This window comes from Xanthomonas sontii (assembly GCF_040529055.1).
Classification (GTDB): Bacteria; Pseudomonadota; Gammaproteobacteria; order Xanthomonadales; family Xanthomonadaceae; genus Xanthomonas_A; species Xanthomonas_A sontii.
The window spans coordinates 3,185,280-3,203,319 of record NZ_CP132342.1; the positions used below are offsets into that span (position 1 = coordinate 3,185,280).

Genomic DNA, 18,040 nt, shown 5'->3' on the forward strand with positions numbered 1-18,040 from the left:
GAGTTCATAGGCGTAATTCTTCGATCTCCTCGGCCTCGCTCGCCCGCTCGGAAAAATGAGGAATCAAGTTTTCTGGAACTTCGAGCTCTTTCTCATCCGGCGTTGTGCCGATCATCGTGGCAAAGCCCGCTAGCGTCGGCATGGTGAAAATAGAACGAAAATCGACATGGAGTTGGCGATGACGAAGTTTTTCTATCAACGAGATGACCAGCAAGGAGTGACCGCCGAGTTCGAAGAAGTGGTCGTGCCGGCCGACCCGTTCCACGCCGAGCAGGTCTTGCCAGACCTCGGCGATGGCCTGTTCGGTCGGCCCTTGTGGTGCCTCGTAGGGCTTGGTGGCCAGGGCGGTGTGGTCGGGTGCGGGCAGGGCCTTGCGGTCGCGCTTGCCGTTGGGGGTGAGCGGGAAGGCGGGCAGGGTGACGAAGGCGGCCGGCAGCATGTACTCGGGCAACACGTGCGCCAGGTGTTCGCGCAGTTCGGCGGCGTGCAGCTCGGCCTCGGGCTGGGCGATGAGGTAGGCGACCAGGCGCTTGTCGCCGGGGGTGTCCTCGCGCACGGCCACCAGCGCATCGCGGACGCCGGCGCAGGCGCTGAGCTGGGCCTCGATCTCGCCCAGTTCGATGCGGAAGCCGCGCAGCTTGACCTGGAAGTCGTTGCGGCCGTGGTACTCCAGGGTGCCATCGGGCCGCCAGCGGCCGAGATCGCCGGTGCGGTACATGCGCGCATCGGGCTGGTCGCTGAAGGGATCGGGCAGGAAGCGTTCGGCGGTCAGCTCGGGGCGGTTGAGGTAGCCGCGCGCCACGCCCGGCCCGCCGATGTAGAGCTCGCCGATAGCGCCCAGCGGCACGGGGTGCCTGGCGGCGTCGAGCACGTAGACCTGGGTATTGGCGATCGGGCGGCCGATCGGGATGCTGTGGGCGTGGTGCGGCACCGCGTCGATGCGGAAGGTCGTGGCGAACGTCGTGGTCTCGGTCGGACCATAGGCGTTGATCACCTGTTGCGGGCGTTGCGGCTGGGAGAGCAACTGGGCCACGCGGCGCGGGTCGAGGACATCGCCGCCGATCAACAGGTAGCGCAGTTGGGCGAAGGCCCCGTCCAGCATGTCGACGTACTGGTTGAACAAGCCCACAGTCAGCCACAGCGCGGTGACGCGGTGACGCTGCAGGCAAGCGCGCAATTGGGCCGGATCGAGCATGACCTCGTGCGGGACGACACACAGGGCTGCGCCATGGAGCAAGGGCGCCCAGACTTCCCAGGTTGCCGCATCGAAGGCGGGATTGGCGCCATGGGCGACGACGTCGGTGGGTTCCAGGGCGGCGTAGCGGGTTTGCATGACCAGCCGCAGGACGCTGCGGTGTTCGACCATGACGCCCTTGGGCACGCCGGTCGAGCCGGAGGTGTAGATGATGTAGGCCAATGCATGAGCGGTGAGGCCCGAGACAGATGGGGCGGTATGCGGCAGGTCGGCGAACTGGGTGGCGTCGTCCTCGATCAGGATGAGCGAGGGTGCGTCTGTAGGCAGGCGATCGTGCAGGCCTGGCTCGGTCAGGATGGCGATCGGACCACAGTCGGCGAGCAGTTGCGCCACACGCTCCGGGGGATAGGTCGCATCCAGCGGAACATAGGCGGCGCCGGCCTTGAGGACAGCGAGCATAGCCACGACGGAGCTGATGCGCCGTTGCAGGAGCATGGCAACCCGATCCTCAAGACCGACGCCCAGGCCGATCAGGGAGTGGGCGAGGCGGTTGGCACGTGCATCGAGTTCGGCGTAGGTGAGGGTCTGGGTGTCGCAGACCAGGGCGATGGCCTGTGGCGTGCGTGCGGCCTGTTCCTCGAACAGCTGATGGATCAGGCGATCGTGCGGGTAGTGCTGTGCCGTGGCATTGAACTCCACCAGCACCTGCCGGCGCTCGGCGTCGTCGAGCATGTCCAGGGTGGACAGGCGCTGCTGCTGCGGGGCATCCAGCATGGCCTGGAGCAGGCGCAGGAAATAGCCGATCCAACGCTGTGCGGTGGCGGGCTGGAACAGGTCGCTGGCATAGTTGAGTTGGCCTTCCATGCGCTCGCCGACGGTGTGCAGCGAGAGCGAGAGGTCGAAGTGGGCCGAGCCGATGGCCTGTTCGACTGGACTCAAGGTCAGCCCGGGCAAGGCCAGGGGCTGTCCGAGCGGGGTGTTGTCCAGGGCCAGCATGACCTGGAACAGGGGACTGTGGCTGAGGCTGCGCACCGGCTGCAGGGCTTCGACGACCTGCTCGAAGGGCAGATCCTGGTGCTCGTAGGCGGCCAGGGTGGTGTGCCGGACCTGGGCCAGCAGGTCGGCGACGGTGGGGTCTTCATCCAGGCGCACGCGCAAGGCCAGGGTGTTGACGAAGAAGCCGATCAGCGGCTCGACCTCGGTGCGCTGGCGGTTGGCCACCGGGGTGCCGACGACCACCTCGTGCTGGCCGCTCAGGCGTGCCAGCACGAGGGACCAGGCGGCCAGCAGGGTCATGAACGGGGTGACGCCGTGGCGGCGGCTGACGGCCTGCAGGGTGTCGACCAAGGCGGCCGGCAGGACGATGGGCAGGCTGGCGCCGGCATGGCGCTGGACCGGCGGGCGAGGCCGGTCGGTGGGCAGTTCCAGGCAGGCCGGAGCGCCCTCCAGGTGCTGCTTCCAGAACGCGAGCTGGCGGGCGGTGACCTCGCCATGCAGCCACTGGCGTTGCCAGGCGGCGTAGTCGGCGTACTGCAGGGCCAGCGGCGGCAGCGGATCGGGTTGGTCCAGGCGGAAGGCCGCGTACAACGCTGCCACTTCCTGGATCAGCACGCCGATGGACCAGCCGTCGGAGACGATGTGATGCTGGGTAACCAGCAGCACATGCTCGGTGGGCGACAGGCGCAGCAGCTGGCCGCGGATCAACCGATCGTGTTCCAGGTCGAAGGGCGCGGCGGCCTCGGCCGCGGCGCGTTCGGCCACGGCCTGCTGTTGGACCTGGTCGTGCAGATGGGACAGATCGTGTTCGGCCAGGCGCAAGCCGACCTGGGGCGGGGCGATGACCTGGATCGGCTCGCCCTGGTGCAGGGCGAAGGTGGTGCGCAGGCTCTCGTGGCGTTCGACGATGCGGTCCAGGGTGCGCTGCAAGGCGATGCGGTCCAGGTGTCCGGACAGGCGCAGGGCGGCAGGCATGTGGTAGGCGGCGCCGGCGGCGTGGTCGAGTTGGTCGAGGAACCACAGGCGTTGCTGCGCCCAGGACAGCGGCAGGGGCTGGGTGCGGTCGGCCAGGGGGAGTGTGTCGGCCTCGGCGCGGGCGGCGGTGTGGACCTGGGCGGCGAAGGCAGCGAGGCTGGGGTGGGCGAACAGCTCGCGCAGCGGTACGTCCACGGCCAGGGACTGACGCAGGCGGGCGATGAGCTGCACGGCCAGCAAGGAGTGACCGCCGAGTTCGAAGAAGTGGTCGTGCCGGCCGACCCGTTCCACGCCGAGCAGGTCTTGCCAGACCTCGGCGATGGCCTGTTCGGTCGGCCCTTGTGGTGCCTCGTAGGGCTTGGTGGCCAGGGCGGTGTGGTCGGGTGCGGGCAGGGCCTTGCGGTCGCGCTTGCCGTTGGGGGTGAGCGGGAAGGCGGGCAGGGTGACGAAGGCGGCCGGCAGCATGTACTCGGGCAACACGTGCGCCAGGTGTTCGCGCAGTTCGGCGGCGTGCAGCTCGGCCTCGGGCTGGGCGATGAGGTAGGCGACCAGGCGCTTGTCGCCGGGGGTGTCCTCGCGCACGGCCACCAGCGCATCGCGGACGCCGGCGCAGGCGCTGAGCTGGGCCTCGATCTCGCCCAGTTCGATGCGGAAGCCGCGCAGCTTGACCTGGAAGTCGTTGCGGCCGTGGTACTCCAGGGTGCCATCGGGCCGCCAGCGGCCGAGATCACCGGTGCGGTACATGCGCGCATCGGGCTGGTCGCTGAAGGGATCGGGCAGGAAGCGTTCGGCGGTCAGCTCGGGGCGGTTGAGGTAGCCGCGCGCCACGCCCGGTCCACCGATGTACAGTTCGCCGGTTACGCCGATCGGCAGGAGTTGTTGCGCTTGGTCCAGAACGTAAACGCGAGCGTTGGCGATTGGACGACCAATGGGTACGTCGATTGGAGGCAAAACAGAGTCGCTATCGTAGGTAATGGCCGTCATCACCACCGTCGCTTCGGTAGGGCCATAGGTATTCATCCAGCGGCAGCGGCTTAGCCGAGGCTCTGCGAGCCAGCGACGCAGGAACCGGTGTTCGACCTTTTCACCACCTGCGATGATCAATCGCAATGAAGTATCGGGTACGTGATCGCTTGTCGTCATTTCCTGCACCCACTGGTGCCAAAAAGCCGATGGCTGATCACTGACGGTGATGCGATGTTGCTGCAGCAATGAAACAAATGCAGCATCGGGGGCAATAATATCGGAGGGGCGAATGACCAAGGTGGCGCCAACCGACAATGCTGGAAATATCTCGCCGACATGAGCATCGAAACCAATCGACGCGAATTGCAGAATGTTGTCGCTCGCTACAAGTTCGCAGATGCGCGCGTGATCGTGGACAAGATTGACCACGCTCGCGTGTTCCACCATCACGCCCTTCGGTCTTCCTGTAGAGCCAGATGTATAGATGATGTAAGCCAGATGCTGGGTTTGCAGTCCAATCTGCTTGTCATCGAGATCTGTGCCTGCCAACCCCGCTAGCGCTTGCGCCAAATCCTCCAAGACCAAAACGGGCATCGGCAGGTCGCGCAATTGTCCACGTAATGCTGACTGGGTCAGGACGGCTACTGGCGAACTGTCCTCGATGATGTAAGCCAGCTGGTCTCGAGCGGCCGTGTGGGGAATGGGGACGTATCCCGCGCCTGCTTTGAGGATCGCCAGGATGGCGACCAGCAGGTCGATATTGCGCTCGAAATAGATCGCAACGCGATCATCTGGGGAAATTCCAAGCCCGCGCAGGTAGTGCGCCAGTTGGTTGGCACGTTGGTTTAGGACTGCATAGCTGAGCTTGCTGGTTTGATCGACGACAGCAATCGCGTCTGGTTGCATCACGGCCTGTGCCTGGAACGCGTGATGAACGAGTGCGGAGGTGGGCGCAGGAAAGCCACCTGCATTGAACTCCGATAGCAATTGCCGACGTTCTGTTGCGGAAAGCAACGGCAGACTGCCGATTCGTTGCGATTGGTCGTCAAGGATGGCCCCCAGCAATGTCTGGAAGGCCCCCAGCAAGCGCTTTATGCGGTCTGCATCGTAGAGATCGGTCGCGTATTCCAATCGTCCCTCAAGGCGAGCGCCTGCCGTTGCCAGAGAGAGACTCAGATCGAAGTGCGTTGTGGTCGGCAATGGCGAGCATTCAATCAAGGTCACCCCGGGCAAGGCCAGCGGCTGTGCGAGCGGGGTGTTGTCCAGGGCCAGCATGACCTGGAACAGGGGACTGTGGCTGAGGCTGCGCACCGGCTGCAGGGCTTCGACGACCTGCTCGAAGGGCAGATCCTGGTGCTCGTAGGCGGCCAGGGTGGTGTGCCGGACCTGGGCCAGCAGGTCGGCGACGGTGGGGTCTTCATCCAGGCGCACGCGCAAGGCCAGGGTGTTGACGAAGAAGCCGATCAGCGGCTCGACCTCGGTGCGCTGGCGGTTGGCCACCGGGGTGCCGACGACCACCTCGTGCTGGCCGCTCAGGCGTGCCAGCACGAGGGACCAGGCGGCCAGCAGGGTCATGAACGGGGTGACGCCGTGGCGGCGGCTGACGGCCTGCAGGGTGTCGACCAAGGCGGCCGGCAGGACGATGGGCAGGCTGGCGCCGGCATGGCGCTGGACCGGCGGGCGAGGCCGGTCGGTGGGCAGTTCCAGGCAGGCCGGAGCGCCCTCCAGGTGCTGCTTCCAGAACGCGAGCTGGCGGGCGGTGACCTCGCCATGCAGCCACTGGCGTTGCCAGGCGGCGTAGTCGGCGTACTGCAGGGCCAGCGGCGGCAGCGGATCGGGTTGGTCCAGGCGGAAGGCCGCGTACAACGCTGCCACTTCCTGGATCAGCACGCCGATGGACCAGCCGTCGGAGACGATGTGATGCTGGGTAACCAGCAGCACATGCTCGGTGGGCGACAGGCGCAGCAGCTGGCCGCGGATCAACCGATCGTGTTCCAGGTCGAAGGGCGCGGCGGCCTCGGCCGCGGCGCGTTCGGCCACGGCCTGCTGTTGGACCTGGTCGTGCAGATGGGACAGATCGTGTTCGGCCAGGCGCAAGCCGACCTGGGGCGGGGCGATGACCTGGATCGGCTCGCCCTGGTGCAGGGCGAAGGTGGTGCGCAGGCTCTCGTGGCGTTCGACGATGCGGTCCAGGGTGCGCTGCAAGGCGATGCGGTCCAGGTGTCCGGACAGGCGCAGGGCGGCAGGCATGTGGTAGGCGGCGCCGGCGGCGTGGTCGAGTTGGTCGAGGAACCACAGGCGTTGCTGCGCCCAGGACAGCGGCAGGGGCTGGGTGCGGTCGGCCAGGGGGAGTGTGTCGGCCTCGGCGCGGGCGGCGGTGTGGACCTGGGCGGCGAAGGCAGCGAGGCTGGGGTGGGCGAACAGCTCGCGCAGCGGTACGTCCACGGCCAGGGACTGACGCAGGCGGGCGATGAGCTGCACGGCCAGCAAGGAGTGACCGCCGAGTTCGAAGAAGTGGTCGTGCCGGCCGACCCGTTCCACGCCGAGCAGGTCTTGCCAGACCTCGGCGATGGCCTGTTCGGTCGGCCCTTGTGGTGCCTCGTAGGGCTTGGTGGCCAGGGCGGTGTGGTCGGGTGCGGGCAGGGCCTTGCGGTCGCGCTTGCCGTTGGGGGTGAGCGGGAAGGCGGGCAGGGTGACGAAGGCGGCCGGCAGCATGTACTCGGGCAACACGTGCGCCAGGTGTTCGCGCAGTTCGGCGGCGTGCAGCTCGGCCTCGGGCTGGGCGATGAGGTAGGCGACCAGGCGCTTGTCGCCGGGGGTGTCCTCGCGCACGGCCACCAGCGCATCGCGGACGCCGGCGCAGGCGCTGAGCTGGGCCTCGATCTCGCCCAGTTCGATGCGGAAGCCGCGCAGCTTGACCTGGAAGTCGTTGCGGCCGTGGTACTCCAGGGTGCCATCGGGCCGCCAGCGGCCGAGATCGCCGGTGCGGTACATGCGCGCATCGGGCTGGTCGCTGAAGGGATCGGGCAGGAAGCGTTCGGCGGTCAGCTCGGGGCGGTTGAGGTAGCCCAGGCTCACGCCGATCCCGCCGATGTGGATCTCGCCAACGGCGCCGATGGGGACCAGGCGTCGTGCCGCATCGAGGACGTAGATGCGGGTGTTGTCCACCGGCGTGCCGATGCAGGAGTGGACGAAGGTCTGTTGCGGATCGATCCGGGCCACGCTCGAGTAGATGGTGGTCTCGGTGGGACCATAGCCGTTCCACAGTTGCGCCACCCGCGTGCCCAACGCGGCACTGAGCGCGGGCGTCAGGGCTTCGCCACCGGTCAACGCCTTGAGTCCGGGCCGGCCTTGCCAGCCGGCATCGAGCAGCATGCGCCAGGTGGCCGGGGTGGCCTGCAGGACACTGATGCGGTGGTGCTCGATCAGGGCGATCAGCCGCTGCGGATCGGTCATGTCCGCCTGGGCGGCCATGACCAGGCAGGCACCGCAACTGAGCGGCAGGAACAGGTCGAACACCGCGATGTCGAAGGACAGGGTGGTGATGGCCAGCAACGTATCGTCGGCCTGCATGCCTGGCGCACGCGCCATCGAGTGCAGCAGGTTGACGACGCCGCGATGCGTTACCTGGACGCCCTTGGGCATGCCAGTCGAGCCGGAGGTGTAGATCACATAGGCCACGGTCGAGGGGCCGACCTGGGGGTCGGACGCCGGCCACTGCGTCAGTTCCGGCACCTGGTCGATGCACAGGGTGAGAACAGGGGAGGCAGGCAGGGCCGCACGCACGCCGGTGTGGGTGAGCACGGCCACCGGTGCGCTGTCCTGCAGCATGTAGGCGATGCGCTCGCGCGGGTAGGCCGGGTCCAGCGGCACATAGGCCGCGCCGGCCTTGAGGATGGCCAGGACCCCGACCAGCATGTCCAGGCTACGGTCGATGCAGATCGCCACGCGATCGTTCGGCCTGACGCCCTGGTCGATGAGGTGGTGGGCCAGTCGGTTGGCCTGCGCGTTGAGGTCGGCGTAGCACAGTGCTTGCTGCGCGAAGACTGCAGCGATCGCCTCGGGCGTACGCTGCGCCTGGGCTTCGAACAACTGATGAACGTGCCGTTCGGCTGCCAGGGCAGTGGCGGCCGGGTTGAAGCCATGCAGCACGCGCGCGCGCTCGTGGCGGCCCAGCAAGGGCACGGCGGCGACCGGCTGCGCCGCATCGGCGAGCATGCCCTCCAGCAGGGTCAGCAACTGCGCCCCGATGCGTTCGATGGTGGCGCGCTCGAACAGGTCGAGCGCGTACTCCAGATTGCCCTGGAGCGTGTCGCCGCAATCGTCCAGCCACAACGTCAGGTCGAACTGCGCGGTAGCACCAGCGTACGGCACCGGCGCAATGGTCAACTCCGGCAACTGCAGATGCTGGTCGGCCGGTAGGTCGTTGAAGGCCAGCATGCTCTGGAAGATCGGGCTGTAGCTGAGGCTGCGCGCCGGCTGCAGGGCTTCGACGACCTGCTCGAAGGGCAGGTCCTGGTGCTCGTAGGCGGCCAGGGTGGTGTGCCGGACCTGGGTCAGCAGGTCGGCGACGGTGGGGTCTTCGTCCAGGCGCACGCGCACGGCCAGGGTGTTGACGAAGAAGCCGATCAGCGGCTCGACCTCGGTGCGCTGACGGTTGGCCACCGGGGTGCCGACGACCACCTCGTGCTGGCCGCTCAGGCGTGCCAACAGCGCCGACCAGGCGGCCAGCACGGTCATGAACAGCGTGGCCTGGTGCTGGCGGGCGAAGCGGCGGAGGCCGGCGGTCAGCTCGGCCGGCACGGTCAGGGCAACACGGCTGCCGGCATGGCGCTGGACCGGCGGACGGGGCCAGTCGGTGGGCAGTTCCAGAAGAGCCGGAGCGCCCTCCAGGTGCTGCTTCCAGAACGCGAGCTGGCGGGCGGTGACCTCGCCATGCAGCCACTGGCGTTGCCAGGCGGCGTAGTCGGCGTACTGCAGGGCCAGCGGCGGCAGCGGATCGGGTTGGTCCAGGCGGAAGGCCGCGTACAACGCCGCCACCTCCTGGATCAGCACGCCGATGGACCAGCCATCGGAGACGATGTGGTGCTGGGTGACCAGCAGCACATGCTCGGTGGGCGACAGGCGCAGCAGCTGGCCGCGGATCAACCGATCGTGTTCCAGGTCGAAGGGCGCGGCGGCCTCGGCCGCGGCGCGTTCGGCCACGGCCTGCTGTTGGACCTGGTCGTGCAGATGGGACAGATCGTGTTCGGCCAGGCGCAAGCCGACCTGGGGCGGGGCGATGACCTGGATCGGCTCGCCCTGGTGCAGGGCGAAGGTGGTGCGCAGGCTCTCGTGGCGTTCGACGATGCGGTCCAGGGTGCGCTGCAAGGCGATGCGGTCCAGGTGTCCGGACAGGCGCAGGGCGGCAGGCATGTGGTAGGCGGCGCCGGCGGCGTGGTCGAGTTGGTCGAGGAACCACAGGCGTTGCTGCGCCCAGGACAGCGGCAGGGGCTGGGTGCGGTCGGCCAGGGGGAGTGTGTCGGCCTCGGCGCGGGCGGCGGTGTGGACCTGGGCGGCGAAGGCAGCGAGGCTGGGGTGGGCGAACAGCTCGCGCAGCGGTACGTCCACGGCCAGGGACTGACGCAGGCGGGCGATGAGCTGCACGGCCAGCAAGGAGTGACCGCCGAGTTCGAAGAAGTGGTCGTGCCGGCCGACCCGTTCCACGCCGAGCAGGTCTTGCCAGACCTCGGCGATGGCCTGTTCGGTCGGCCCTTGTGGTGCCTCGTAGGGCTTGGTGGCCAGGGCGGTGTGGTCGGGTGCGGGCAGGGCCTTGCGGTCGCGCTTGCCGTTGGGGGTGAGCGGGAAGGCGGGCAGGGTGACGAAGGCGGCCGGCAGCATGTACTCGGGCAACACGTGCGCCAGGTGTTCGCGCAGTTCGGCGGCGTGCAGCTCGGCCTCGGGCTGGGCGATGAGGTAGGCGACCAGGCGCTTGTCGCCGGGGGTGTCCTCGCGCACGGCCACCAGCGCATCGCGGACGCCGGCGCAGGCGCTGAGCTGGGCCTCGATCTCGCCCAGTTCGATGCGGAAGCCGCGCAGCTTGACCTGGAAGTCGTTGCGGCCGTGGTACTCCAGGGTGCCATCGGGCCGCCAGCGGCCGAGATCACCGGTGCGGTACATGCGCGCATCGGGCTGGTCGCTGAAGGGATCGGGCAGGAAGCGTTCGGCGGTCAGCTCGGGGCGGTTGAGGTAGCCCAGGCTCACGCCGATCCCGCCGATGTGGATCTCGCCAACGGCGCCGATGGGGACCAGGCGTCGTGCCGCATCGAGGACGTAGATGCGGGTGTTGTCCACCGGCGTGCCGATGCAGGAGTGGACGAAGGTCTGTTGCGGATCGATCCGGGCCACGCTCGAGTAGATGGTGGTCTCGGTGGGACCATAGCCGTTCCACAGTTGCGCCACCCGCGTGCCCAACGCGGCACTGAGCGCGGGCGTCAGGGCTTCGCCACCGGTCAACGCCTTGAGTCCGGGCCGGCCTTGCCAGCCGGCATCGAGCAGCATGCGCCAGGTGGCCGGGGTGGCCTGCAGGACACTGATGCGGTGGTGCTCGATCAGGGCGATCAGCCGCTGCGGATCGGTCATGTCCGCCTGGGCGGCCATGACCAGGCAGGCACCGCAACTGAGCGGCAGGAACAGGTCGAACACCGCGATGTCGAAGGACAGGGTGGTGATGGCCAGCAACGTATCGTCGGCCTGCATGCCTGGCGCACGCGCCATCGAGTGCAGCAGGTTGACGACGCCGCGATGCGTTACCTGGACGCCCTTGGGCATGCCAGTCGAGCCGGAGGTGTAGATCACATAGGCCACGGTCGAGGGGCCGACCTGGGGGTCGGACGCCGGCCACTGCGTCAGTTCCGGCACCTGGTCGATGCACAGGGTGAGAACAGGGGAGGCAGGCAGGGCCGCACGCACGCCGGTGTGGGTGAGCACGGCCACCGGTGCGCTGTCCTGCAGCATGTAGGCGATGCGCTCGCGCGGGTAGGCCGGGTCCAGCGGCACATAGGCCGCGCCGGCCTTGAGGATGGCCAGGACCCCGACTAGCATGTCCAGGCTACGGTCGATGCAGATCGCCACGCGATCGTTCGGCCTGACGCCCTGGTCGATGAGGTGGTGGGCCAGTCGGTTGGCCTGCGCGTTGAGGTCGGCGTAGCACAGTGCTTGCTGCGCGAAGACTGCAGCGATCGCCTCGGGCGTACGCTGCGCCTGGGCTTCGAACAACTGATGAACGTGCCGTTCGGCTGCCAGGGCAGTGGCGGCCGGGTTGAAGCCATGCAGCACGCGCGCGCGCTCGTGGCGGTCCAGCAAGGGCACGGCGGCGACCGGCTGCGCCGCATCGGCGAGCATGCCCTCCAGCAGGGTCAGCAACTGCGCCCCGATGCGTTCGATGGTGGCGCGCTCGAACAGGTCGAGCGCGTACTCCAGATTGCCCTGGAGCGTGTCGCCGCAATCGTCCAGCCACAACGTCAGGTCGAACTGCGCGGTAGCACCAGCGTACGGCACCGGCGCAATGGTCAACTCCGGCAACTGCAGATGCTGGTCGGCCGGTAGGTCGTTGAAGGCCAGCATGCTCTGGAAGATCGGGCTGTAGCTGAGGCTGCGCGCCGGCTGCAGGGCTTCGACGACCTGCTCGAAGGGCAGGTCCTGGTGCTCGTAGGCGGCCAGGGTGGTGTGCCGGACCTGGGTCAGCAGGTCGGCGACGGTGGGGTCTTCGTCCAGGCGCACGCGCACGGCCAGGGTGTTGACGAAGAAGCCGATCAGCGGCTCGACCTCGGTGCGCTGACGGTTGGCCACCGGGGTGCCGACGACCACCTCGTGCTGGCCGCTCAGGCGTGCCAACAGCGCCGACCAGGCGGCCAGCACGGTCATGAACAGCGTGGCCTGGTGCTGGCGGGCGAAGCGGCGGAGGCCGGCGGTCAGCTCGGCCGGCACGGTCAGGGCAACACGGCTGCCGGCATGGCGCTGGACCGGCGGACGGGGCCAGTCGGTGGGCAGTTCCAGAAGAGCCGGAGCGCCCTCCAGGTGCTGCTTCCAGAACGCGAGCTGGCGGGCGGTGACCTCGCCATGCAGCCACTGGCGTTGCCAGGCGGCGTAGTCGGCGTACTGCAGGGCCAGCGGCGGCAGCGGATCGGGTTGGTCCAGGCGGAAGGCCGCGTACAACGCCGCCACTTCCTGGATCAGCACGCCGATGGACCAGCCGTCGGAGACGATGTGATGCTGGGTAACCAGCAGCACATGCTCGGTGGGCGACAGGCGCAGCAGCTGGCCGCGGATCAACCGATCGTGTTCCAGGTCGAAGGGGGCGGCGGCCTCGGCCGCGGCGCGTTCGGCCACGGCCTGCTGTTGGACCTGGTCGTGCAGATGGGACAGATCGTGTTCGGCCAGGCGCAAGCCGACCTGGGGCGGGGCGATGACCTGGATCGGCTCGCCCTGGTGCAGGGCGAAGGTGGTGCGCAGGCTCTCGTGGCGTTCGACGATGCGGTCCAGGGTGCGCTGCAAGGAGATGCGGTCCAGGTGTCCGGACAGGCGCAGGGCGGCAGGCATGTGGTAGGCGGCGCCGGCGGCGTGGTCGAGTTGGTCGAGGAACCACAGGCGTTGCTGCGCCCAGGACAGCGGCAGGGGCTGGGTGCGGTCGGCCAGGGGGAGTGTGCCGGCCTCGGCGCGGGCGGCGGTGTGGACCTGGGCGGCGAAGGCAGCGAGGCTGGGGTGGGCGAACAGCTCGCGCAGGGGCACGTCCACGGCCAGGGACTGACGCAGGCGGGCGATGAGCTGCACGGCCAGCAAGGAGTGACCGCCGAGTTCGAAGAAGTGGTCGTGCCGGCCGACCCGTTCCACGCCGAGCAGGTCTTGCCAGACCTCGGCGATGGCCTGTTCGGTCGGCCCTTGCGGGGCCTCGTAGGGCTTGGTGGCCAGGGCGGTGTGGTCGGGTGCGGGCAAGGCCTTGCGGTCGCGCTTGCCGTTGGGGGTGAGCGGGAAGGCGGGCAGGGTGACGAAGGCGGCCGGCAGCATGTACTCGGGCAGCACGTGCGCCAGGTGTTCGCGCAGTTCGGCGGCGTGCAGCTCGGCCTCGGGCTGGGCGATGAGGTAGGCGACCAGGCGCTTGTCGCCGGGGGTGTCCTCGCGCACGGCCACCAGCGCATCGCGGACGCCGGCGCAGGCGCTGAGCTGGGCCTCGATCTCGCCCAGTTCGATGCGGAAGCCGCGCAGCTTGACCTGGAAGTCGTTGCGGCCGTGGTACTCCAGGGTGCCATCGGGCCGCCAGCGGCCGAGATCGCCGGTGCGGTACATGCGCGCATCGGGCTGGTCGCTGAAGGGATCGGGCAGGAAGCGTTCGGCGGTCAGCTCGGGGCGGTTGAGGTAGCCCAGGCTCACGCCGATCCCGCCGATGTGGATCTCGCCAACGGCGCCGATGGGGACCAGGCGTCGTGCCGCATCGAGGACGTAGATGCGGGTGTTGTCCACCGGCGTGCCGATGCAGGAGTGGACGAAGGTCTGTTGCGGATCGATCCGGGCCACGCTCGAGTAGATGGTGGTCTCGGTGGGACCATAGCCGTTCCACAGTTGCGCCACCCGCGTGCCCAACGCGGCACTGAGCGCGGGCGTCAGGGCTTCGCCACCGGTCAACGCCTTGAGTCCGGGCCGGCCTTGCCAGCCGGCATCGAGCAGCATGCGCCAGGTGGCCGGGGTGGCCTGCAGGACACTGATGCGGTGGTGCTCGATCAGGGCGATCAGCCGCTGCGGATCGGTCATGTCCGCCTGGGCGGCCATGACCAGGCAGGCACCGCAACTGAGCGGCAGGAACAGGTCGAACACCGCGATGTCGAAGGACAGGGTGGTGATGGCCAGCAACGTATCGTCGGCCTGCATGCCTGGCGCACGCGCCATCGAGTGCAGCAGGTTGACGACGCCGCGATGCGTTACCTGGACGCCCTTGGGCATGCCAGTCGAGCCGGAGGTGTAGATCACATAGGCCACGGTCGAGGGGCCGACCTGGGGGTCGGACGCCGGCCACTGCGTCAGTTCCGGCACCTGGTCGATGCACAGGGTGAGAACAGGGGAGGCAGGCAGGGCCGCACGCACGCCGGTGTGGGTGAGCACGGCCACCGGTGCGCTGTCCTGCAGCATGTAGGCGATGCGCTCGCGCGGGTAGGCCGGGTCCAGCGGCACATAGGCCGCGCCGGCCTTGAGGATGGCCAGGACCCCGACCAGCATGTCCAGGCTACGGTCGATGCAGATCGCCACGCGATCGTTCGGCCTGACGCCCTGGTCGATGAGGTGGTGGGCCAGTCGGTTGGCCTGCGCGTTGAGGTCGGCGTAGCACAGTGCTTGCTGCGCGAAGACTGCAGCGATCGCCTCGGGCGTACGCTGCGCCTGGGCTTCGAACAACTGATGAACGTGCCGTTCGGCTGCCAGGGCAGTGGCGGCCGGGTTGAAGCCATGCAGCACGCGCGCGCGCTCGTGGCGGTCCAGCAAGGGCACGGCGGCGACCGGCTGCGCCGCATCGGCGAGCATGCCCTCCAGCAGGGTCAGCAACTGCGCCCCGATGCGTTCGATGGTGGCGCGCTCGAACAGGTCGAGCGCGTACTCCAGATTGCCCTGGAGCGTGTCGCCGCAATCGTCCAGCCACAACGTCAGGTCGAACTGCGCGGTAGCACCAGCGTACGGCACCGGCGCAATGGTCAACTCCGGCAACTGCAGATGCTGGTCGGCCGGTAGGTCGTTGAAGGCCAGCATGCTCTGGAAGATCGGGCTGTAGCTGAGGCTGCGCGCCGGCTGCAGGGCTTCGACGACCTGCTCGAAGGGCAGGTCCTGGTGCTCGTAGGCGGCCAGGGTGGTGTGCCGGACCTGGGTCAGCAGGTCGGCGACGGTGGGGTCTTCGTCCAGGCGCACGCGCACGGCCAGGGTGTTGACGAAGAAGCCGATCAGCGGCTCGACCTCGGTGCGCTGACGGTTGGCCACCGGGGTGCCGACGACCACCTCGTGCTGGCCGCTCAGGCGTGCCAACAGCGCCGACCAGGCGGCCAGCACGGTCATGAACAGCGTGGCCTGGTGCTGGCGGGCGAAGCGGCGGAGGCCGGCGGTCAGCTCGGCCGGCACGGTCAAGGCAACACGGCTGCCGGCATGGCGCTGGACCGGCGGACGCGGCCGGTCGGTGGGCAGTTCCAGAAGAGCCGGAGCGCCCTCCAGGTGCTGTTTCCAGAACGCGAGCTGGCGGGCGGTGACCTCGCCATGCAGCCACTGGCGCTGCCAGACGGCGTAGTCGGCGTACTGCAAGGCCAGTGGGGGCAGCGGATCGGGCTGGCCCAGGCGGAAGGCCGTGTACAACGCGCCGAGCTCCCGCAATAGCACGCCGATGGACCAGCCATCGGAGACGATGTGGTGCTGGGTGACCAGCAGCACATGCTCGGTAGGCGACAGGCGCAGCAACTGGCCGCGGATCAACGGTCCATTCGCAAGATCAAAGGGAGCCGCCGCTTCTGCGGCAACGATGCTCCGGACACTTGCTGTTCGCTGCACTTCGGACGTTGCGCTTATATCGCGAAGTTGCAGGAGGAAGCCGGTGGTGACGGGGTCAACAACTTGCAAAGCTTCACCGTCGACCTCGACAAACCTTGTCCTAAGTGCGTCGTGCCGTGCGACGATCGCATCGAGTGCAGCAGTCAATGCTTGCGTGTCTAGGCTGCCGTGCAACGCCATGCCGATCGGCAGGTGATATGCGGCGCTCGCAGAATGCTGCAGTTGATCCAGGAACCATAGTCGCTGCTGCGCGAAGGAGGCAGGGCAAGCTCGGTCGCGACGTCCAGCGACAACCATCGGGAGCTGCTGTAAGGGCTCCAGCGCCGCTTTGTCGATTTCGGCCGAGAGGCTAACGATCGTCGGTGATGCAAACAGATCGCGCAGCGATAGTTGCATGTTAAAGGTCGATCGCACATGAGAAGCGAGCTGGCTTGCCAGCAGAGAGTGTCCACCTAACGAAAAGAAATCGTCGTCTATCGAAATCTCTTTCCGCCCAAGCAATTGTTGCCAGATGTGCAGCAGGGATGCTTCGGTAGACGTAGTCGGGCCACGCCACCTTTCGCCTACCGCTTCGCTCTTCGAGTCCCAACGCCAAAGGCAGTCGAAAGCTCCTTCGGCAAACGCTTGGCGGCAACGCGATCGTTGAATTTTCCCGCTGGAGGTCCGCGGAATGCGGCCAGCCTTGACAAGAAGAACAGAAGCGAGGTCGACGATATCGTGACGATCGGCGAGCTCGCCGCGCAGCTTGGCGACAAGGGTCTCTGTGATGGGCGATCGGCGGCCTTCGACTTCCTGCACGATGACCAGGCGTGTTACTTGGCCTTCCTCCACCGAGAATGCGGCGCAACCGTTGGCGCGGAAAGCAGAGTCAAGTCGCTCGACAGTCATTTCGACATCTTGCGGATAGACATTGCGCCCGTTGAATATCATCATCTCCTTGATGCGACCAGTGACGTAAAGATGACCGTCATGCAGATAGCCCAGGTCACCGGTGCGCAGCCATGATCGATCGCTGCCTGGCAGCTGTGCAGAGAAGACCTCGCGCGTGCTCGCCTCGTCCGCTCCCCAGTAGCCGCATGCTACGGATTCACCACAGATCCAGATCTCCCCGATCTCCTTCTCTTGACAGGCTTTCAGCGAATCAGGAGCCACGATGAGGAGATGATCGGCGCCAGCGCAAGCGACGCCATTTGATACCGCTTCGATCGTGTCTGCATCCTTGTGCCCCGTTTCGACCCGACCACTTTCAAGTGCTGATTTACTGATTTTTTGAAATCGCGCAACTTCACCAGGGCGTACTTCAATGCTTGCAGAGGCCAGTAGTACAGTTTCTGCCAAGCCATAGGACGGCTTCATCGCGTGTGGCACGAGGCCGCATGAGGAAAACGCGTCTGCAAATCGCTTGATCGTCTCATAGCGGATGCGTTCGGCACCGTTGATGATGACCTCAAGGCAACTGAGGTCGACACCTTCGATCTGGCCCTCTGTAATACGCTGGGTGCAAAGCTGATAGGCGAAGTTGGGAGCGCCAGTAATGCGTGCGCGGTATTGCGAAATGAGCTTCAGCCAGCGATGCGGACGCATCAAGAACGCAGCCGGCGGGAACTGGACGCAATGGCAGCCGATAACAACGGGAGCAATGATCGTTCCGATCAAGCCGAAGTCGTGATGCGGCGGCAACCAAGAGACCACCGTGTCATCGGCAGTGACGCCATAGGTCTGCTTGATGAGTGCTACGTTAGCTAATAAGTTGCGATGGCTGACCATCACACCCTTTGGCCTGCCGGTAGAGCCGGATGTGTATTGGAGAAAAACGATATCGTCTGCATGAGTCATGGGTTCTACCCACGTGCACGCATCCGTTTCGGCCAGATCGTCGGTGGAGAGCCAGCTCAGCGTGTCGCCAAGTGCATCGTTGCGGGCATATTCCTGTTGCGGAACTTGTTGCATCTCTTCCATGGACTGCCGTATGCCCGCGAGTGTCATTGCAAGCGCGGGTTCGCAGTCTTCCGCGATTGAGCGAAGTCGCGGCAACGTGCGGACGCTTGCAGGCGGCAACGCGGGCACTGCTATCACTCCCGCATAGACGCAAGCGTAGAAAGCCACGATGTAGTCGAGGCTCGGCGGGTAGACAAGGAGAACACGATCGCCTGGATTAGTGAGTTGTTGAATCTTCGCGGCAAGACTTTTGGCCCGCGAATCGAGCTCAGAAAAACTAACTTCCTCGCTTGATTTTTCACCATCCCTAATATAAGTAAATGCTATGCGTCCGGCATTTTCCGGGGAGGAGGCCTGGAAACGAGCAATATCGAAGAGGTGGTGGAAAACAGGCGTAAGGACATTCATGGCAAGAGG

General features: G+C 66.9%; 1 protein-coding gene. It reads right to left on the minus strand.

Features of this window, described 5'->3' with window-relative positions; all coding sequences use genetic code 11:
- Positions 1-4 precede the first annotated feature (4 nt).
- Positions 5-18,031 (minus strand): non-ribosomal peptide synthase/polyketide synthase, encoded by an 18,027-nt coding sequence (locus RAB70_RS13415; RefSeq protein WP_353949533.1) that lies wholly within the window; start codon positions 18,029-18,031, stop codon positions 5-7.
- Between the last annotated feature and the right edge of the window lie 9 nt (positions 18,032-18,040).